11 protein-coding genes and 1 pseudogene are annotated in these 15,279 nt (G+C 65.4%); 5 read left to right on the top strand and 7 right to left on the bottom strand.

Features of this window, described 5'->3' with window-relative positions; translation table 11 throughout:
• Window positions 1–6: 6 nt before the first annotated feature.
• Together IRZ77_RS02560 and IRZ77_RS02555 are read left to right on the top strand one after the other, a co-directional pair.
• On the top strand, window positions 7–1,425 hold the full coding sequence (locus tag IRZ77_RS02560; protein WP_046614257.1) for a Y-family DNA polymerase: 1,419 nt from the start codon (window positions 7–9) through the stop codon (window positions 1,423–1,425).
• Window positions 1,422–4,502, top strand: a complete 3,081-nt coding sequence (locus tag IRZ77_RS02555) for an error-prone DNA polymerase (RefSeq protein ID WP_153670938.1) — start codon at window positions 1,422–1,424, stop codon at window positions 4,500–4,502. Before IRZ77_RS02560 ends, IRZ77_RS02555 begins: the two co-directional genes overlap by 4 nt.
• Before the next feature lie 278 nt (window positions 4,503–4,780).
• Here the strand turns inward: IRZ77_RS02555 and IRZ77_RS02550 are convergent, their stop codons facing one another.
• Together IRZ77_RS02550 and IRZ77_RS02545 are read right to left on the bottom strand one after the other, a co-directional pair.
• Window positions 4,781–5,602 carry an aldo/keto reductase gene (locus IRZ77_RS02550; RefSeq protein ID WP_085600927.1) on the bottom strand — a complete coding sequence of 274 codons (822 nt, stop codon included), beginning with the start codon at window positions 5,600–5,602 and terminating at the stop codon, window positions 4,781–4,783.
• Entirely contained in the window at window positions 5,590–6,495 is a 906-nt protein-coding gene (locus tag IRZ77_RS02545) for a LysR family transcriptional regulator (RefSeq protein WP_153670897.1), read from the bottom strand. Before IRZ77_RS02545 ends, IRZ77_RS02550 begins: the two co-directional genes overlap by 13 nt.
• Before the next feature lie 140 nt (window positions 6,496–6,635).
• Here IRZ77_RS02545 and IRZ77_RS02540 point away from each other — a divergent pair, with 140 nt between their 5' ends.
• The 3 genes from IRZ77_RS02540 (at window position 6,636) to IRZ77_RS02530 (ending at window position 9,635) form a co-directional block, all read left to right on the top strand.
• Window positions 6,636–7,334, top strand: a complete 699-nt coding sequence (locus IRZ77_RS02540; protein ID WP_015270421.1) for a CoA transferase subunit A — start codon at window positions 6,636–6,638, stop codon at window positions 7,332–7,334.
• Window positions 7,335–7,369: 35 nt separating this feature from the next.
• Complete coding sequence (locus tag IRZ77_RS02535) at window positions 7,370–8,026, top strand: CoA transferase subunit B (RefSeq protein ID WP_025339254.1); 657 nt, start codon at window positions 7,370–7,372, stop codon at window positions 8,024–8,026.
• Window positions 8,027–8,216: 190 nt separating this feature from the next.
• Window positions 8,217–9,635: a short-chain fatty acid transporter gene (locus tag IRZ77_RS02530; protein ID WP_013972720.1), complete on the top strand. Its 1,419-nt coding sequence runs from the start codon at window positions 8,217–8,219 to the stop codon at window positions 9,633–9,635.
• 60 nt (window positions 9,636–9,695) lie between these two features.
• Here IRZ77_RS02530 and IRZ77_RS02525 read toward each other — a convergent pair whose 3' ends face one another.
• From IRZ77_RS02525 to IRZ77_RS02505, 5 genes and pseudogenes are all read right to left on the bottom strand, one after another.
• Window positions 9,696–9,866, bottom strand: a complete 171-nt coding sequence (locus IRZ77_RS02525) for a hypothetical protein (protein WP_158090599.1) — start codon at window positions 9,864–9,866, stop codon at window positions 9,696–9,698.
• A 156-nt stretch (window positions 9,867–10,022) separates the two neighbouring features.
• Window positions 10,023–12,074: a phenylacetic acid degradation bifunctional protein PaaZ gene (paaZ, locus tag IRZ77_RS02520; RefSeq protein WP_153670894.1), complete on the bottom strand. Its 2,052-nt coding sequence runs from the start codon at window positions 12,072–12,074 to the stop codon at window positions 10,023–10,025.
• A gap of 27 nt (window positions 12,075–12,101) precedes the next feature.
• The gene (locus tag IRZ77_RS02515; RefSeq protein WP_108481394.1) at window positions 12,102–13,334 is read right to left on the bottom strand and encodes an OprD family porin; all 1,233 of its coding nucleotides are present in this window, start codon (window positions 13,332–13,334) and stop codon (window positions 12,102–12,104) included.
• Between the two features lie 40 nt (window positions 13,335–13,374).
• Window positions 13,375–14,943, bottom strand: a pseudogene (locus IRZ77_RS02510) (cation acetate symporter); the annotation flags it as partial.
• Window positions 14,934–15,242 (bottom strand): DUF485 domain-containing protein, encoded by a 309-nt coding sequence (locus IRZ77_RS02505; protein WP_046614155.1) that lies wholly within the window; start codon window positions 15,240–15,242, stop codon window positions 14,934–14,936. The pseudogene IRZ77_RS02510 and the gene IRZ77_RS02505, both read right to left, overlap by 10 nt.
• Window positions 15,243–15,279 lie beyond the last annotated feature (37 nt).

Here is a 15,279-nt window from a genome sequence, read left to right as displayed (position 1 = left end):
TGCAACATGCTCTGGGCCTGCATCCTGTTCCCTCAGCTGGCGCTGGACACGGTCCTGCGTGAGCGTGACGACCCCGATACGCCCCTGGTGCTGCTTGGCGGGCCGACCCAGCGACGCGTGCTGCAGGCGGTCAACACGGCGGCGGCCGCGCTCGGCCTGCGGGCCGGGCAAACCCTGACGGCGGCGCGTGCGCTGGCCGATGGCTTCAGCTGCGTCGAAGCCGACCCCAGGCGCATCGACCAGGTGCAGCAGTTGCTGGCAGCCTGGGCCTACCGCTTCAGTGCCCAGGTCAGCCTGCACTACCCACGGGCGCTGTTGCTGGAGGTGGGCTCCAGCCTGCAGCTGTTCGGCCCCTGGCCGCTGTTCGAGGCACGCCTGCGCCAGGAACTGGCGGAACTGGGCTTGCGCCAACGTATCGTCCTGGCCAGCAACCCGGTGGCGGCGCGCATGCTCGCCAACGCTCACGATGGCCTGGCCGTGAGTGACGCCGATGCCACCCGTGCGGCGCTGCTGGGCATGCCCATCGAGCGTATCGGCCTGCCAGCCCAGGCTGCCGAGGCCTTTGCCCGCATGGGCCTGCGCCAGTTGAGCCAGGTGCTGGCCTTGCCCCGCGACAGCCTGGCCAGGCGCTTTCCGGCCCAGGTGCAACTGCACCTTGACCAGTTGCTCGGCCTGCGCAACCTGGGGCTGGGCTTCTACCAGCCGCCGGACCGTTTCGAGACCCGGCTGGAGCTGAATTTCGACGTCGAATCGCACCAGGCCCTGCTGTTCCCGCTGCGGCGCATGCTCAACGACCTTGCCGCGTTCCTCGCCGGGCGTGACTGTGGCGTGCAGCGTTTCTGCCTGCACCTGGAGCACGTCGAAGGGCCGGATACCTTGCTGAAGGTAGGCCTGCTGGCCGCCGAACGCGATGCCGCGATGCTGTTCGAACTGGCGCGCGGGCGCCTGGAACCGCTGCGCATTCCCGCACCGGTGCGCAACCTGCGGCTGGTTGCCGAGGACCTGCCACCCTTCGTGCCGCAACGCCAGGCATTGTTCGACCCGCGTGCGCAACAGGCGCAACCTTGGGAACAATTGCGCGAAAGGCTGCGTGCCCGCTTGGGCGATGAGGCGGTCAAGGGCCTGAGCGCGGCAGCCGATCATCGCCCTGAATGTGCCTGGCAAGCGGTAGAGCAGGGTGCCCAGGGCAACATGCCGGTCGTCCCTGGCAGCCGTCCTGGCTGGCTGCTGTCGGCTCCCATGGCGCTGGACGAAAGCGGCTATCGCCTGCAAGGCCATGCCGAGCGCATCGAATCGGGCTGGTGGGATGGCGGCGATGTGCGCCGCGACTATTACCGCATCGAAACCCGTGACGGCCTGCGCGGCTGGGCCTACCGCGACCTGGGCAAGGCCGGCCCGTTGTGGCTGCATGGCTGGTTCGCATGAACACCCCGGGGTATGCAGAGCTGCACTGCCTGTCCAACTTCAGCTTCCAGCGCGGCGCGTCGAGCGCCGACGAGCTGTTCCGGCGCGCGCGTGAACAGGGCTACCAGGCGCTGGCGATCACCGACGAATGCACCCTGGCCGGCATCGTCCGTGCCTGGCAGGCAGCCAAGGAACACCAGCTGCGGCTGATCGTGGGCAGTGAAGTGCAGTTGCAGGGCGGCCCAAAGCTGGTGCTGCTGGTGCAGGACCTGGCCGGCTACCAGAACCTGTGCGCGCTGATAACCCGGGCCCGGCGGCGGGCGCAGAAGGGCGAATACCAACTGTTTGGCGATGACCTGCAGCAGCACCATCAGGGCCTGCTGGCATTGTGGGTACCCGATGACAGCGGCGATGCCACCCCCGGGCAGTGGCTGCACGGTGTGTTCGGTGAGCGTCTGTGGCTGGCGGTGCACCTGCACCGCGGCAGTGACGATACCTTGCGCCTTGAACGCTTGCGTAGCCTGGCGGCCAGGGTCGGCATCCGCGCCGTGGCCTGTGGCGACGTGCACATGCACGTGCGTGGTCGCCGCGCCTTGCAGGATTGCATGACCGCCATTCGCCAGCATTGCCTGGTGGCCGACGCCGGGCGCTTCCTGTTTGCCAATGGCGAGCGGCACCTGCGCAGCCAGGCGCAACTGGGCGAACTGTATCCCGCCGACCTGCTGGCCGAGACCCTGGCCATCGCTGCGCGCTGCCAGTTCGAACTGAGCGAATTGAAATACCAGTACCCACGCGAACTGGTGCCACATGGGCATACCCCGGCGAGCTGGTTGCGCGAATTGTGCCAGCAGGGTTTGCCGTCGCGCTGGCCAAACGGGCCGAGCAGCAAGGTGCGGGATGTGCTGGCCAAGGAGCTGGCGCTGATCGAGGAGCTGGGCTACGAAAGCTACTTCCTGACGGTGCACGACATCGTCGCCTTCGCCCGCAGCCAGCGCATTCTGTGCCAGGGGCGGGGGTCGGCTGCCAACTCGGTGGTGTGCTTCGTGCTGGGCATCACCGAGCTCGACCCTATGGAACACCACCTGTTGTTCGAGCGCTTCCTGTCGCGAGAGCGCAACGAGCCGCCGGACATCGACGTGGACTTCGAGCACGACCGGCGCGAGGAGGTGATCCAGTACGTATTCCGTCGCTATGGCCGGCACCGGGCGGCGCTCACTGCGGTGGTCAACACCTATCATGCCGCCGGTGCGGTGCGGGATGTGGCGCGGGTGCTGGGGCTGCCCGCCGACCAGGTGGACGCCCTGGCCAAATGCTGTGGCCGCTGGAGCGATCGCATACCCGATGACCAGCGCCTGGCCGAGGCCGGTTTCGAGGCGGGCAGCCCTTCGCTGCGCCGTGTGCTGGTGCTGGCCGGCGAACTGATCGGCTTCCCCCGGCACCTGTCACAGCACCCGGGCGGTTTCGTTATCGCCCAGCAACCCCTGGACGAGCTGGTGCCGGTGGAGAATGCCGCGATGCCGGAGCGCACGGTGATCCAGTGGGACAAGGACGACCTGGACATGCTCGGCCTGCTCAAGGTCGATGTGCTGGCGCTGGGCATGCTCAGCGCCTTGCGCCGTTGCTTCGACCTGCTGCAACGCCACCGCGGTCGGCACCTGACCCTGGCGACCATCCCCGGCGAAGACCCGGCCACCTACGCGATGATCAGCCGTGCCGAGACCATGGGCGTGTTCCAGATCGAGTCACGCGCGCAGATGGCCATGTTGCCGCGGCTGCGGCCCGAAAAGTTCTACGACCTGGTCATCGAGGTGGCCATCGTCCGCCCCGGGCCGATCCAGGGCGACATGGTCCACCCTTACCTGCGCCGACGGCTGAAGCAGGAGCCGGTGACGTACCCTTCACCGCAACTGAAGGAAGTGTTCGAGCGCACCCTGGGTGTGCCGCTGTTTCAGGAGCAGGTGATGGAACTGGCGATGGTCGCGGCCGACTATACCCCGGGCGAGGCCGACCAGTTGCGCCGCAGCATGGCCGCCTGGAAGCGCCACGGCGGCCTGGAGCCGCACCGCGAGCGGCTGGTGCAGGGCATGTTGCGCAATGGTTACGACCTGGCGTTTGCCGAGCGCATCTTCGAGCAGATCAAAGGCTTTGGCAGCTATGGCTTTCCGGAATCGCACGCGGCCAGCTTTGCCTTGTTGTGCTATGCCAGCAGCTGGCTCAAGTGCCATGAGCCGGCGATTTTCACCTGCGCGCTGGTCAACAGCTGGCCCATGGGCTTCTACAGCCCCGACCAGTTGCTGCAAGAGGCCCGGCGCCAGGGTATCGAGGTCAGGCCGGTGGATGTGTGCCACAGTGACTGGGACTGCACGCTCGAGCCTGAGCCTGGAGAGGTGCTGGCCATTCGCATGGGCTTGCGCCTGGTACGGGGCTTTGCCGAGGCCGACGCCAGGCGCCTGGAGCAGGCGAGGGCGCAGCGGCCATGGCGCGATGTCGAAGACCTGTGCCTGCGTGCCGGGCTCGATTCGCGGGCCCGGGCCCGGTTGACCGATGCCGGCGCGCTGCGCGCCTTGGCCAGCGACCGGCACCAGGCGCGCTGGCAGGTGGCGGCGGTGCAGCCGCAACTGCCTTTGTTCGCCGATATGCAAGCCTTGCCGGAAAGCACCGTCGAACTACCCGTTCCCAGCGTGGCAGAGGACCTGATGGCCGATTACCGGGCCCTCGGTACCACACTTGGGCCGCATCCCTTGACCTTGTTGCGCTCACGCCTGCGGGCACTGGGCTGTCGCAGTTCGCGCGAGCTGCAAGGTGTCGGGCATGGTGACAATATTGCCGTGGCTGGGCTGGTGGTGGGCCGCCAGCGGCCACAGACCGCCAGCGGCGTGACCTTCGTCACCCTGGAGGACGAGCACGGCATGGTCAATGTGGTGGTGTGGCGGGAGCTTGCCGAACGGCAGCGGCGGGCGCTGGTGGGGGCGCAGTTGCTCAAGGTCAGCGGGCGGCTGGAGCAGGCGAATGGCGTACGCCACCTGATCGCGCGGCGGCTGGAGGATGTGAGCCCGTTGTTGCAAGGGCTGGACGTACGCAGCCGGGATTTTCACTGAATCCCCATCTTTGCGCGGGCCCTTGTGGGAGCGGGCAAGCCCGCGAAGCAGGCACTGCGGTGCATGGCACCGGCTTTGCGGTGTTCGCGGGCGCGCCCGCTCCTACAGGAGTCTCGCCATAGTCCGGATTGCGCTGACCTGTGGGGGCGGCCTTGCGTCGCGAAAGGGCTGCGTAGCAGCCCCAGGATTTCGGCGTCACTGCAGATAATGCTGGGGCCGCTTTGCGGCCCTTTCGCGACGCAAGGCCGCTCCTACAAAAAGCGATTTCGTGCCAGTCGCTACACCATCGCCAACCGTTGCTTGCGTGTCGGTGCCGGGAACGCCCGGTCGATCGCCCGCAGGTCTTCGCTGGTCAGGGTCAACGAACCCGCAGCCGCATTCAGCCGCACATGCTCGGGCGCCACGGCCTTGGGGATGGCTATCACCCCGTCATCCCGGGTCACCCAGGCCAGGCTGACCTGAGCCGCCGTGGCGCCATGGCGCTCGGCGATTTGCGCCAGCACCGGGTGCTGCAGCAGGCGCCCGGCCTGGGCCAGCGGGCAGTAGGCCATGGTCGGCAGGGCGCGCTTTTCGCACCACGGCAACAGGTCGAACTCGATGCCACGCTGGGCCGGGTTGTACAGCACCTGGTTGGTGGCGCAATCGGGGTTGTGCAGCTCGCGCAGGTCGTCGACGTCGAAATTGGAAACACCCCAGCGCTTGATCTTGCCTTGCTCGCGCAAGCGCTCGAAGGCCTCGACGGTTTCCTCCAGCGGGTGCTGGCCACGCCAGTGCAACAGATACAGGTCGATGCAGTCAGTGCCCAGGCGCGTGAGGCTGCGTTCGCAGGCCGCCGCCATACCGAGCCGGCTGGCATTGTGCGGGTACACCTTGCTGACCAGGAACACCTGGTCGCGGCGCCCGGCAATGGCCTGGCCGACCACTTCTTCCGCGCCACCTTCGGCATACATCTCGGCGGTATCGATCAGGCTCAGGCCAAGTTCGATGCCCTGTTGCAGGGCCGCCACCTCGGCCGCCTTGCGGGCCGGATCTTCACCCATGTACCAGGTACCCTGGCCGATGGCCGGAACGCTCGAACCTGCCAGTTTCACGTAACGCATGTCACCTCCGGTATGCGGGTATTGGTAAGCAGTACCTCAAGCAGCGCTTGCGCCGCCGTGGAAAGCTTGTGTTCGCTGAGGGCAACCACGCCAATGCGGCGCTCGACCGTGGGCTCGACCAGGGTCACGCAGCGGGCGCCAAGCTCCTGCATCTGGTTGATGCACAGTGCCGGCACGGCACTGACCCCCAGGCCACTGGCAACCATGCGGCCGATGGTCGACAGCTGGTGGCTTTCGAAAGCCACCGCCAGTTTGCCGTGCTGGGCGGCCACGTTCTGTTCCATCAGCAGGCGCACCGCCGAAGGGCGTTGCAGGGCAACGAAGTCTTCGGCCAGCAACTGTGCCCAGCTGACCCGAGGCAGCTGCGCCAAGGGCGAATCGGCGGGCACCACGGCGACGAAGCGGTCCATGTACAACGGGTGGAAATCCAGGCCATCGATGTTGTCCGGTTCGAAGCCGATGCCCAGTTCGACGCGACGATGGCGCACCAGTTCCTGCACCTGTTCGTTGATCACATCGTGCACCGTGACGTTGACCTTCGGGTAACGCTGGCGAAATACCTTCAGCGAGTAGGGCAGCAGGTTGCCGGCAAAGGCCGGCATGGCCGCCACCGAAACCCGGCCCAGTTGCAGGGTGAAACGCTGGCGCAGCATTTCTTCGGTGTCGTCCCAGTCGGCCAGCAGGCGCCGCGCCAGCGGCAGCAGCACCTCGCCCTCGGCAGTCAGGCTGACGCTGCGTGTGGTGCGGCTCAGCAGGGCGCCGCCAAGGTTTTCTTCCAGGGCCTTGATGGTCAGGCTCAGGGCCGGTTGTGAGACATGCAGGTGTTCACCGGCCTGAGCGAAGCTCTGGTACTTGGCCACAGCGACAAAGGCGCGCAGTTGCTTGACGTTCATGACAGGCCTTTTGGTTGTTTTGCAAAAGTTATCAATCGATGATGAAAACAAAATTAACAAATCAGTCGCTTACGGTGAAGATGTCCTCACACGCTCACCGACAGCCTCGTCGGTTCAACAACTACAAAAGGCGGATCAGCATGGCCGGACTGGACAAGCGCGTTGCAACCTATGAACAGGCACTCGAAGGCCTGACCGACAACATGACGGTACTGGCTGGTGGTTTCGGCCTGTGCGGCATCCCGGAAAACCTTATCAGTGAAATCAAGCGCCGTGGCGTCAAGGGCCTTACGGTGGTTTCCAACAACTGCGGTGTCGATGGCTTTGGCCTGGGCGTGCTGCTGGAGGACCGGCAGATCCGCAAGATGGTCGCTTCCTACGTGGGGGAGAACGCCGAGTTCGAACGCCAACTGCTGAGCGGCGAGCTGGAAGTGGAACTGACCCCGCAAGGCACCCTCGCCGAGAAAATGCGCGCCGGTGGCGCCGGCATCCCGGCCTTCTACACGGCCACCGGCTACGGCACCCCGGTTGCCGACGGCAAGGAAGTGCGCGAGTTCAACGGCCGCAAGTACATCCTCGAAGAATCCATCACCGGCGACTTCGCCATCGTCAAGGGCTGGAAGGCCGACCACTACGGCAACGTGGTGTACCGCAACACCGCGCAAAACTTCAACCCGCTGGCAGCCACTGCCGGCAAGATCACCGTGGTCGAAGTGGAAGAGATTGTCGAACCTGGCGTGCTGTTGCCCAGCGAGATCCACACCCCGGGCATCTATGTGGACCGCGTCATCGTCGGCACCTTCGAAAAGCGTATCGAAAAGCGCACCGTCAAGGCCTGAGCGCCATCCACCAGAACAACAAAGAGATCCTGACCATGGCACTGACCCGCGAACAGATGGCGCAACGCGTCGCCCGTGAACTGAAGGACGGCTACTACGTCAACCTGGGCATCGGCATTCCGACCCTGGTGGCCAACTACGTACCCGCCGACATGGATGTGATGTTGCAATCGGAAAACGGCCTGCTCGGCATGGGCGAATTCCCCACTGAAGGCACCATCGATGCCGACATGATCAACGCCGGCAAGCAGACCGTCACCGCCCGCCGCGGTGCCTCGATCTTCGATTCTGCGCAGTCGTTCGCCATGATCCGTGGCGGCCATGTCGACCTGACCGTGCTCGGCGCTTTCGAAGTGGATGTGCAAGGCAATATCGCCTCGTGGATGATCCCGGGCAAGCTGGTGAAGGGCATGGGCGGCGCCATGGACCTGGTGGCCGGTGCCGAGAACATCATCGTCACCATGACTCACGCCTCCAAGGACGGCGAGTCCAAACTGCTGCCGCAGTGCAGCCTGCCGTTGACCGGCGCTGGCTGCATCCGCAAGGTGCTGACCGACCTGGCCTACCTGGAAATCGAAGACGGCGCCTTCATCCTGCGCGAGACTGCGCCAGGGGTGAGCGTTGAGGAAATCATCGAGAAAACCGCCGGCAAGCTGATCGTGCCGGATGATGTGAAGGAAATGACCTTCTAATCTATCGCCGCGCACCGCCCCTGTAGGAGCGGCCTTGTGTCGCGAAAGGGCTGCACCGCAGCCCTTCGATTTTGGCATCGATGCCGAGATCGAGGGGCCGCTTTGCGGCCCTTTCGCGACACAAGGTCGCTCCTACAGGGGTTTTGCGTTTGCTGATGTATCCGATAAAACCAATAAAAGGAATTGAACTGTGGCCGCTGAAATTCAAGACAGCCGTTCCGCGCGCTTTGCCTTGCGCTGCTCCAACTGGGCCGAACGCTGGTTCCCCGATTCCTGGGTGTTTGCCGCCCTGGCGGTGCTGCTGGTGTGCATCGGTGCCCTGGCCATGGGCGCCAAGCCGACCGACACCGCCAAGGCCTTTGGCGATGGCTTCTGGAGCCTTATCCCGTTCACCATGCAGATGGCCTTTGTGGTGATCGGCGGCTATGTGGTAGCCAGTTCGCCGCCCGCGGCGCGGCTGATCGACCGCCTGGCGCGCATCCCCGGCAATGGCCGTTCGGCGGTGTGCTGGGTGGCGCTGATCTCGATGCTGGCATCGCTGCTCAACTGGGGCCTGTCGCTGGTGTTCGGCGGCCTGCTGGTGCGCGCCCTGGCCCGGCGCACCGAGCTGAAGATGGACTACCGCGCCGCCGGCGCCGCCGCCTACCTGGGCCTGGGCGCGGTGTGGGCGCTGGGCCTGTCTTCGTCGGCGGCGCAACTGCAGGCCAACCCGGCCAGCCTGCCACCTTCGATCCTGTCGATTACCGGGGTGATCCCGTTCACCGAAACCATCTTCCTCTGGCAGTCCGGCGTGATGCTGGCGGCGTTGGTGGTGGTCTCGCTGGTGATCGCCTACGCCACGGCCCCGGGCCCGAATAGCGCGCGCAGCGCCCAGGACTGCGGAGTCGACCCAAGCTTCACCGCGCCACCGGCACCCCAGCGCACCCGCCCGGGCGAATGGCTTGAACACAGCCCCATTCTGATCCTGCTGCTGGTGGCCCTGGCCGCCGGCTGGCTGTACCAGGAGTTCGCCACCAAGCCGGCGATTACCGCCATTTCCGGGCTGAACACCTACAACCTGTTGTTCATCATGCTCGGTGCCTTGCTGCACTGGCGCCCGCGCAGCTTCCTCGATGCGGTGGCGCGTGCGGTTCCGACCACCACCGGGGTGCTGATCCAGTTCCCGCTGTATGGTTCGATCGCGGCCATCCTCACGCAAGTGAAGGGCGTCGACGAGCAGACCCTGGCCCACCACATTTCGCTGTTCTTCACCCAGATCGCCACGCATGACACCTATGCCGTGCTGATGGGCGTGTATTCGGCGGTGCTGGGCTTCTTCATCCCTTCGGGCGGTGGCAAGTGGATCATCGAGGCGCCGTACGTGATGCTGGTGGCCAATGACCTGCAGTACCACCTGGGCTGGGCAGTGCAGATCTACAACGCCGCCGAAGCCTTGCCGAACCTGATCAACCCGTTCTACATGCTGCCGCTACTGGGGGTGCTGGGGCTCAAGGCACGTGACCTGATCGGCTTTTCGTTCGTGCAGTTGCTGGTGCACGTGCCGCTGGTGCTGGTGTTGCTGTGGGCATTGGGCACGACGTTGCAGTACCTGCCGCCGGTGATGCCGTAACCCGAGGGTTATGTTGGCAAGGCCGTTCCTGCAGGTATGTGCAGGCCGCCCGCATGAGTGTCAGGCACCGGACTCGGGGTCGCTGGCCGGCACGCCCGGGCGGTTTTCTTCGTCATCTGTCACGTTGGGGTCGGCATCCGGGTCATCTGCCCGGTCATTGCCCCGGTCCGGTTCGAGTTCAGGCCAGTCATCCGGTGCGCTGCCGCCACCCATACCAAGCAAGTCTTCCATCCTGCAACCCTCGTTCTCGATGAAAAAACGGCCCGCGATCAGGCGGGCCCAATACAGGAGTGAGAGGCGAAGCCATTGACCACCCCTCATTGAATGAGAGCGGCCATAGCCAGGGGAGGTCGGTTGGATACCCACCGCCCCTGACCAACGGCACTGTCAGGGCTGTTTCAGCACCAGGGTGAGAATGTCATAGCTGGCGACCAGCTCACCCAGCTGGTTGGTCACCTCCACATCCCAAGCCACCACGCCCTGGGGCTGGCCCAGCGGGCTGGTCTTGCCCTGGTCGATCTTGCGCTTGCAGGTCAGCCGAGCCTGGATGGTGTCGCCGATGCCCACCGGGTTGATGAAGCGCAGGGTATCCAGGCCATAGTTGGCCAGTACCGGGCCTGCACCCGGGGAGACGAACAGCCCGGCCGCTGCCGACAACACGAAATAGCCGTGGGCGATGCGCTTGCCGAACTGCGATTGCTTGGCGGCGATCTCGTCGAAGTGCATGTAGAAATGGTCACCCGACAGGCAACCGAAGTTGACCAGGTCGGCTTCGGTCACGGTGCGCCGGTGGGTGAGCAGCGACTCACCGATGCGCAACTGCTCGAAATAGCGGCGGAACGGGTGCACTTCGGTTTCGATCACTTCGCCACCGCGCACGTATTCGCCGGTTACCGCCGAGAGCATGCTCGGCGAACCCTGGACTGCGGCACGCTGCAGGTAATGCTTGACGGCACGCAGGCCACCCAGCTCCTCACCACCACCAGCGCGGCCCGGGCCGCCGTGCTTGAGCTGTGGCAATGGCGAGCCATGCCCAGTGGATTCCTTGGCCGCCTCGCTGTCGAGCACCAGCAGACGGCCATGCCAGGCGGCAGCCACCGGAATGGCCTTGGCTGCCACGCTGCGGTCGGCGGTGACCAGGGTTGCCACCAGGCTGCCTTTGCCCCGCGCGGCCAGCGCCAGAGCTTCATCGAGGTCGTCATAGGCCATCAACGTGCTGACCGGGCCGAACGCTTCGATATCGTGGACACCGCCTTCGGCATGCGGGTCACGGGCCTGCAGCAGGGTCGGGGCAAAGAAAGCCCCCTCGGCCACACCTTCGCCACGCGGTGCAAAACCATCGCTGGCACCGAACAGCTGATCGCAGCTCTGCAGCAGGCTGCGCACCCGTTCGGCCACATCGTGCTGCTGGTCGTGGGAGGCCAGGGCGCCCATGCGCACACCTTCCAGCGACGGGTCACCGACCACCACCTTGGCCAGCCGTTCCCGCAGGCGGGTGGCAACGGCGTCGATGTGCCTGGCCGGTACGATGGCACGGCGGATGGCGGTGCATTTCTGGCCGGCCTTGGTGGTCATTTCGCGGACCACCTCCTTGATGTACAGGTCGAACTCTTCGCTGTCCGGGGTCACATCCGGGCCGAGGATGGCGCAGTTCAGCGAATCGGCCTCGGCGGTGAATGGCACCGAGTTGCGCACCAGGTTCGGCGTGACGCGCAACTTGGCGGCGGTGTCGGCGGAACCGGTGAAGGTCACCACGTCCTGGCCTTGCAGGCGGTCGAGCAGGTCGCCGGTGCTGCCGATCACCAGTTGCAGGCTGCCTTCGGGCAACAGACCGGATGCATTCATCAGGCGCACCACGGCCTCGGTCAGGTAGCTGGTCGAGGTCGCCGGCTTGACGATGCACGGCATGCCGGCCAGGAAGGTCGGGGCGAACTTCTCCAGCATGCCCCAGATGGGGAAGTTGAAGGCGTTGATGTGCACCGCCACGCCGGCGCGCGGCACCAGGATGTGGCTGCCGGCGAAATGGCCTTGCTTGCCCAGTGGAATGGCCGGGCCTTCATGCACCAGGTTGCCCGACGGCAACTCGCGGCTGCCAATGCCCGCATAGGAGAACAGCGTGGCGTTACCGCCTTCGATGTCGATCCAGCTGTCGGCACGGGTGGCGCCGCTGTGGTGGGACAGGGCGTAAAGCTGCTCCTTGCGCTCGGCCAGGTACAGGGCCAGCGCCTTCAGGCGGGCAGCGCGTTGCTGGAAGTCCATGGCCATCAGCGCAGCCAGGCCACGGGCGCGGGCAAAGTCCACGGCTTCGGCGAAATCCGGGCGCTCTTCGTGGCTGTAGGCCAGAACGTGGCCATTTAGGGCGCTACGCAGGGCCTGGGCGCCGTGCTGGCCAAGCCAGCGGCCAGCGATGAAGCTTTGCAGGGTAGGGGCGGCAGACATGCTGTTCTCCAAAGTAGAGGGGCGCTGTTACCACAGCGCCACGGTGTAGCCGATGATCAGGCGGTTTTCGTCCACGGCGTTGGTCAGGCCATTGCCGGAACGGAAGGTGACGTTGCGCCAGCGCAGGCTGACGTCCTTGAACGGGCCGCTCTGGATGACATAGGTGATGTCGGTGTCGCGTTCGCGCTCACGGCCATTGCTGACGGTGGCGGTTTCGGCGTGGCGGCCATCGGTGTAGCGGGTCATGAAGCTCAGGCCAGGGATACCCATGGCGACGAAGTCGTAGTCGTAGCGCACCTGCCACGAGTCCAGCCCGGCGCGGGTGAAGGTGTTGTAGGTGACCAGGTTGACGGTGAACGGGTCGCCGCCGTTCACGAACGGGAAAGCACTGTCGCCGGACATCTGCTGCCAGGCGGCGGTGAACTTGTGGGCCCGTACGCCAAGGGTGAACATGGCGTTGAAGTTGCGGTTGTCGATGTTGCCGGCACGCTCGGCGCCGTCGTTGCGGCTGTCGAAGTAGCGCAGGTCGGTGCGCAGGCTCAGGCCTTCGCCCAGCGGGCGGGTATCGATCAGGCCGACGAACTGCTGGCGGTAGATGTCCTCGAGCTTGGCGTAGTAGTAGCTGACGCTGGTTTGCGGGGTGATGGCGTAGCTGCCGCCGCCGAAGTCCAGGTGGTCGCTGCTGGCGGCGCCGTAGCCGATGTCGTCGCGGCCCGAGGAATCACGCAGGTTGGCCTTGGTCAGGCGGCCGGCGTTGAACGTCAGGCCGGCCAGATCCTGGCTGGTGAGCAGGCCACCCTGGAAGGTAGATGCCAGCAGGCGCGTGTCGTTGTACACCACCACTGGCAGGATCGGTTGCAAGGTACCCAGGCGCAGGGTGCTCTTGGACACCCGCACCTTGCCGGTCAGGCCCAGTTCGCTGTAGTCATCGACCGGCTCATGGCTGTTCGGGCCGAAAGGCAGCAGGCCGGTATTGCGGCGGTCGCGGCTGGAGTCGAGCTTGATGCCCAGTTGCCCCATGGCGTCGACACCAAAGCCGACCGGGCCTTCGGTGAAGCCCGACTCCAGCTTGGCGGTAAAGCCCTGGCCCCATTCCTCGGCCTTGGCCTGCGGTGCGTTGCTCTGGCGGAAGTCGCGGTTGAGGTAGTGATTGCGCAGTTCCAACCGGGCGTGGCTGTCGCCGATGAAGTCCGCCATGGCCGGCAACGGCATGGCGAATGTGGCCAGCCAGGCGGCCGAAATGAAGTGCGTGCGGTTCATTGTTGTTGTTTTACCCGACATGGTTGTTCTTCCCTGAAAGTCAGTGCTTGCTGGCGCCGGCAGCGCCGATTCCGGTCATCGAGCGGATGAACTGGGCCAGGTAGCGGCCACGTTCCTGGCTGGCCCGTTCGGAGCTGTCCGTGACCGAGAACACCCAGGCGCCGAGGAAGGCCAGGCTCATGGAGAACAGCGCCGGGTTGCTGTAGGGGAACAGCGCCTTTTCGTGATGCAGCACGTTGACCCATACCGCCGGGCCCAGCACCACCAGCAGCACCGCCGAAACCAGGCCGGCCATGCTGCCGCACACCGCGCCGCGGGTGGTCAGGCCTTTCCAGAACATCGAAAGCAGCAGCACCGGGAAGTTGACCGAGGCGGCCACCGCCAGCACCAGGCCGGAAAGGAAGGCGATGTTCTGCGACTCGAACATCAGGCCGAGAATGACCGCCAGCAGGCCGATCAGCAGGGTGGCGATACGCGAGACGCGCATTTCCTCCTGCTCGCTGGCCTTGCCCTGGCGCACCACGCAGGCATACAGGTCGTGGGAAACGGCCGATGCACCGGACAGCGCCAGGCCGGCGACCACCGCCAGGATGGTGGCGAAAGCCACAGCGGAGATGAAGCCGAGGAACAGGTTGCCACCCACGGCCTGGGCCAGGTGCACGGCGACCATGTTGCCGCCGCCGATGATCGCGCCGGTGGCGTCACGGTAGGACGGCTCGGTACCGACCATGACGATGGCACCAAAGCCGATGACGATCAGCAGCAGGTAGAAGTAGCCGATGAACCCGGTGGCATAGAACACGCTCTTGCGCGCTTCCTTGGCATCGCTGACGGTGAAGAAGCGCATCAGGATATGCGGCAGGCCGGCGGTACCGAACATCATGCCCAGGCCCAGGGAAATGGCATCCACCGGGTTGGACAGCAAGCCACCTGGGGCCATGATCGCCTGGCCCTTGGCATGCACGGCCACGGCGCTGGCGAACATCGCCTCGGTGCTGAAGCCGAAATGCCTGAGCACCATGAAGGCCATGAAGCTGGTGCCCGACAGCAGCATCACCGCCTTGATGATCTGCACCCAGGTGGTGGCGAGCATGCCGCCGAAGGTGACATAGGCGACCATCAGCACGCCGACCAGCATCACCGCGTACAGGTAGCTGATGCCGAACAGCAGCTCGATCAGCTTGCCGGCACCGACCATCTGCGCCACCAGGTACATCAGCGCCACCACCAGGGTGCCGAAGGCCGAGGTCAGGCGCACCGGGGTTTGCGCCAGGCGGTAGCTGACCACGTCGGCGAAGGTGTACTTGCCCAGGTTGCGCAAGCGTTCGGCGATCAGGAACAGGATGATCGGCCAGCCGGCCAGTACGCCCAGGGCATACAGCAGGCCGTCGTAGCCGTTCATGAACATCATGGCCGAAATGCCCAGGAACGACGCGGCGCTGATCATGTCGCCGGCGATCGCCAGGCCGTTCTGCATGCCGGTCAGGCCCCCGCCGGCGGTGTAGAAGTCGCTGGCCGAGCGGGTGCGCATGGCAGCCCAGCGGGTGACCAGCAGGGTGAAGCAGACGAACACCATGAACATCGAGATGGCAGTCCAGTTCATTGCGCGCACTCCTGCTTGACCTTGTCGTTGAGCGGGTCGAGCACATTGTTGGCGCGGTGCACGTAGATACCGGTCAGGGCGAAGGACAGCAGCACCATCAGCACGCCCACCAGCATGCCGACGGTGGTGACGCCACCGCTGAGGGACTGGCCGAGGGTGCTGGGGGAGAACGCCACCAGCAGGACGAAGCCGTAGTAGATCACCAGCATGGCCAGGGTCAGGCTGCCGTTGAGGCGGCGTTTGCGTTGCACCAGGTGCTGGAAGTCGGGGTGGTTGACGATGCTTTCGATGCGTTCGGGTGTCATGGGTTGCGGTCTCTGGGTGTTGTAATTGTTTTGTTGA

It is taken from the genome of Pseudomonas pudica (assembly GCF_015680405.1).
In the GTDB taxonomy this organism is placed as follows: domain Bacteria; phylum Pseudomonadota; class Gammaproteobacteria; order Pseudomonadales; family Pseudomonadaceae; genus Aquipseudomonas; species Aquipseudomonas pudica.
This window is presented reverse-complemented; position numbering and strand designations above follow the sequence as displayed.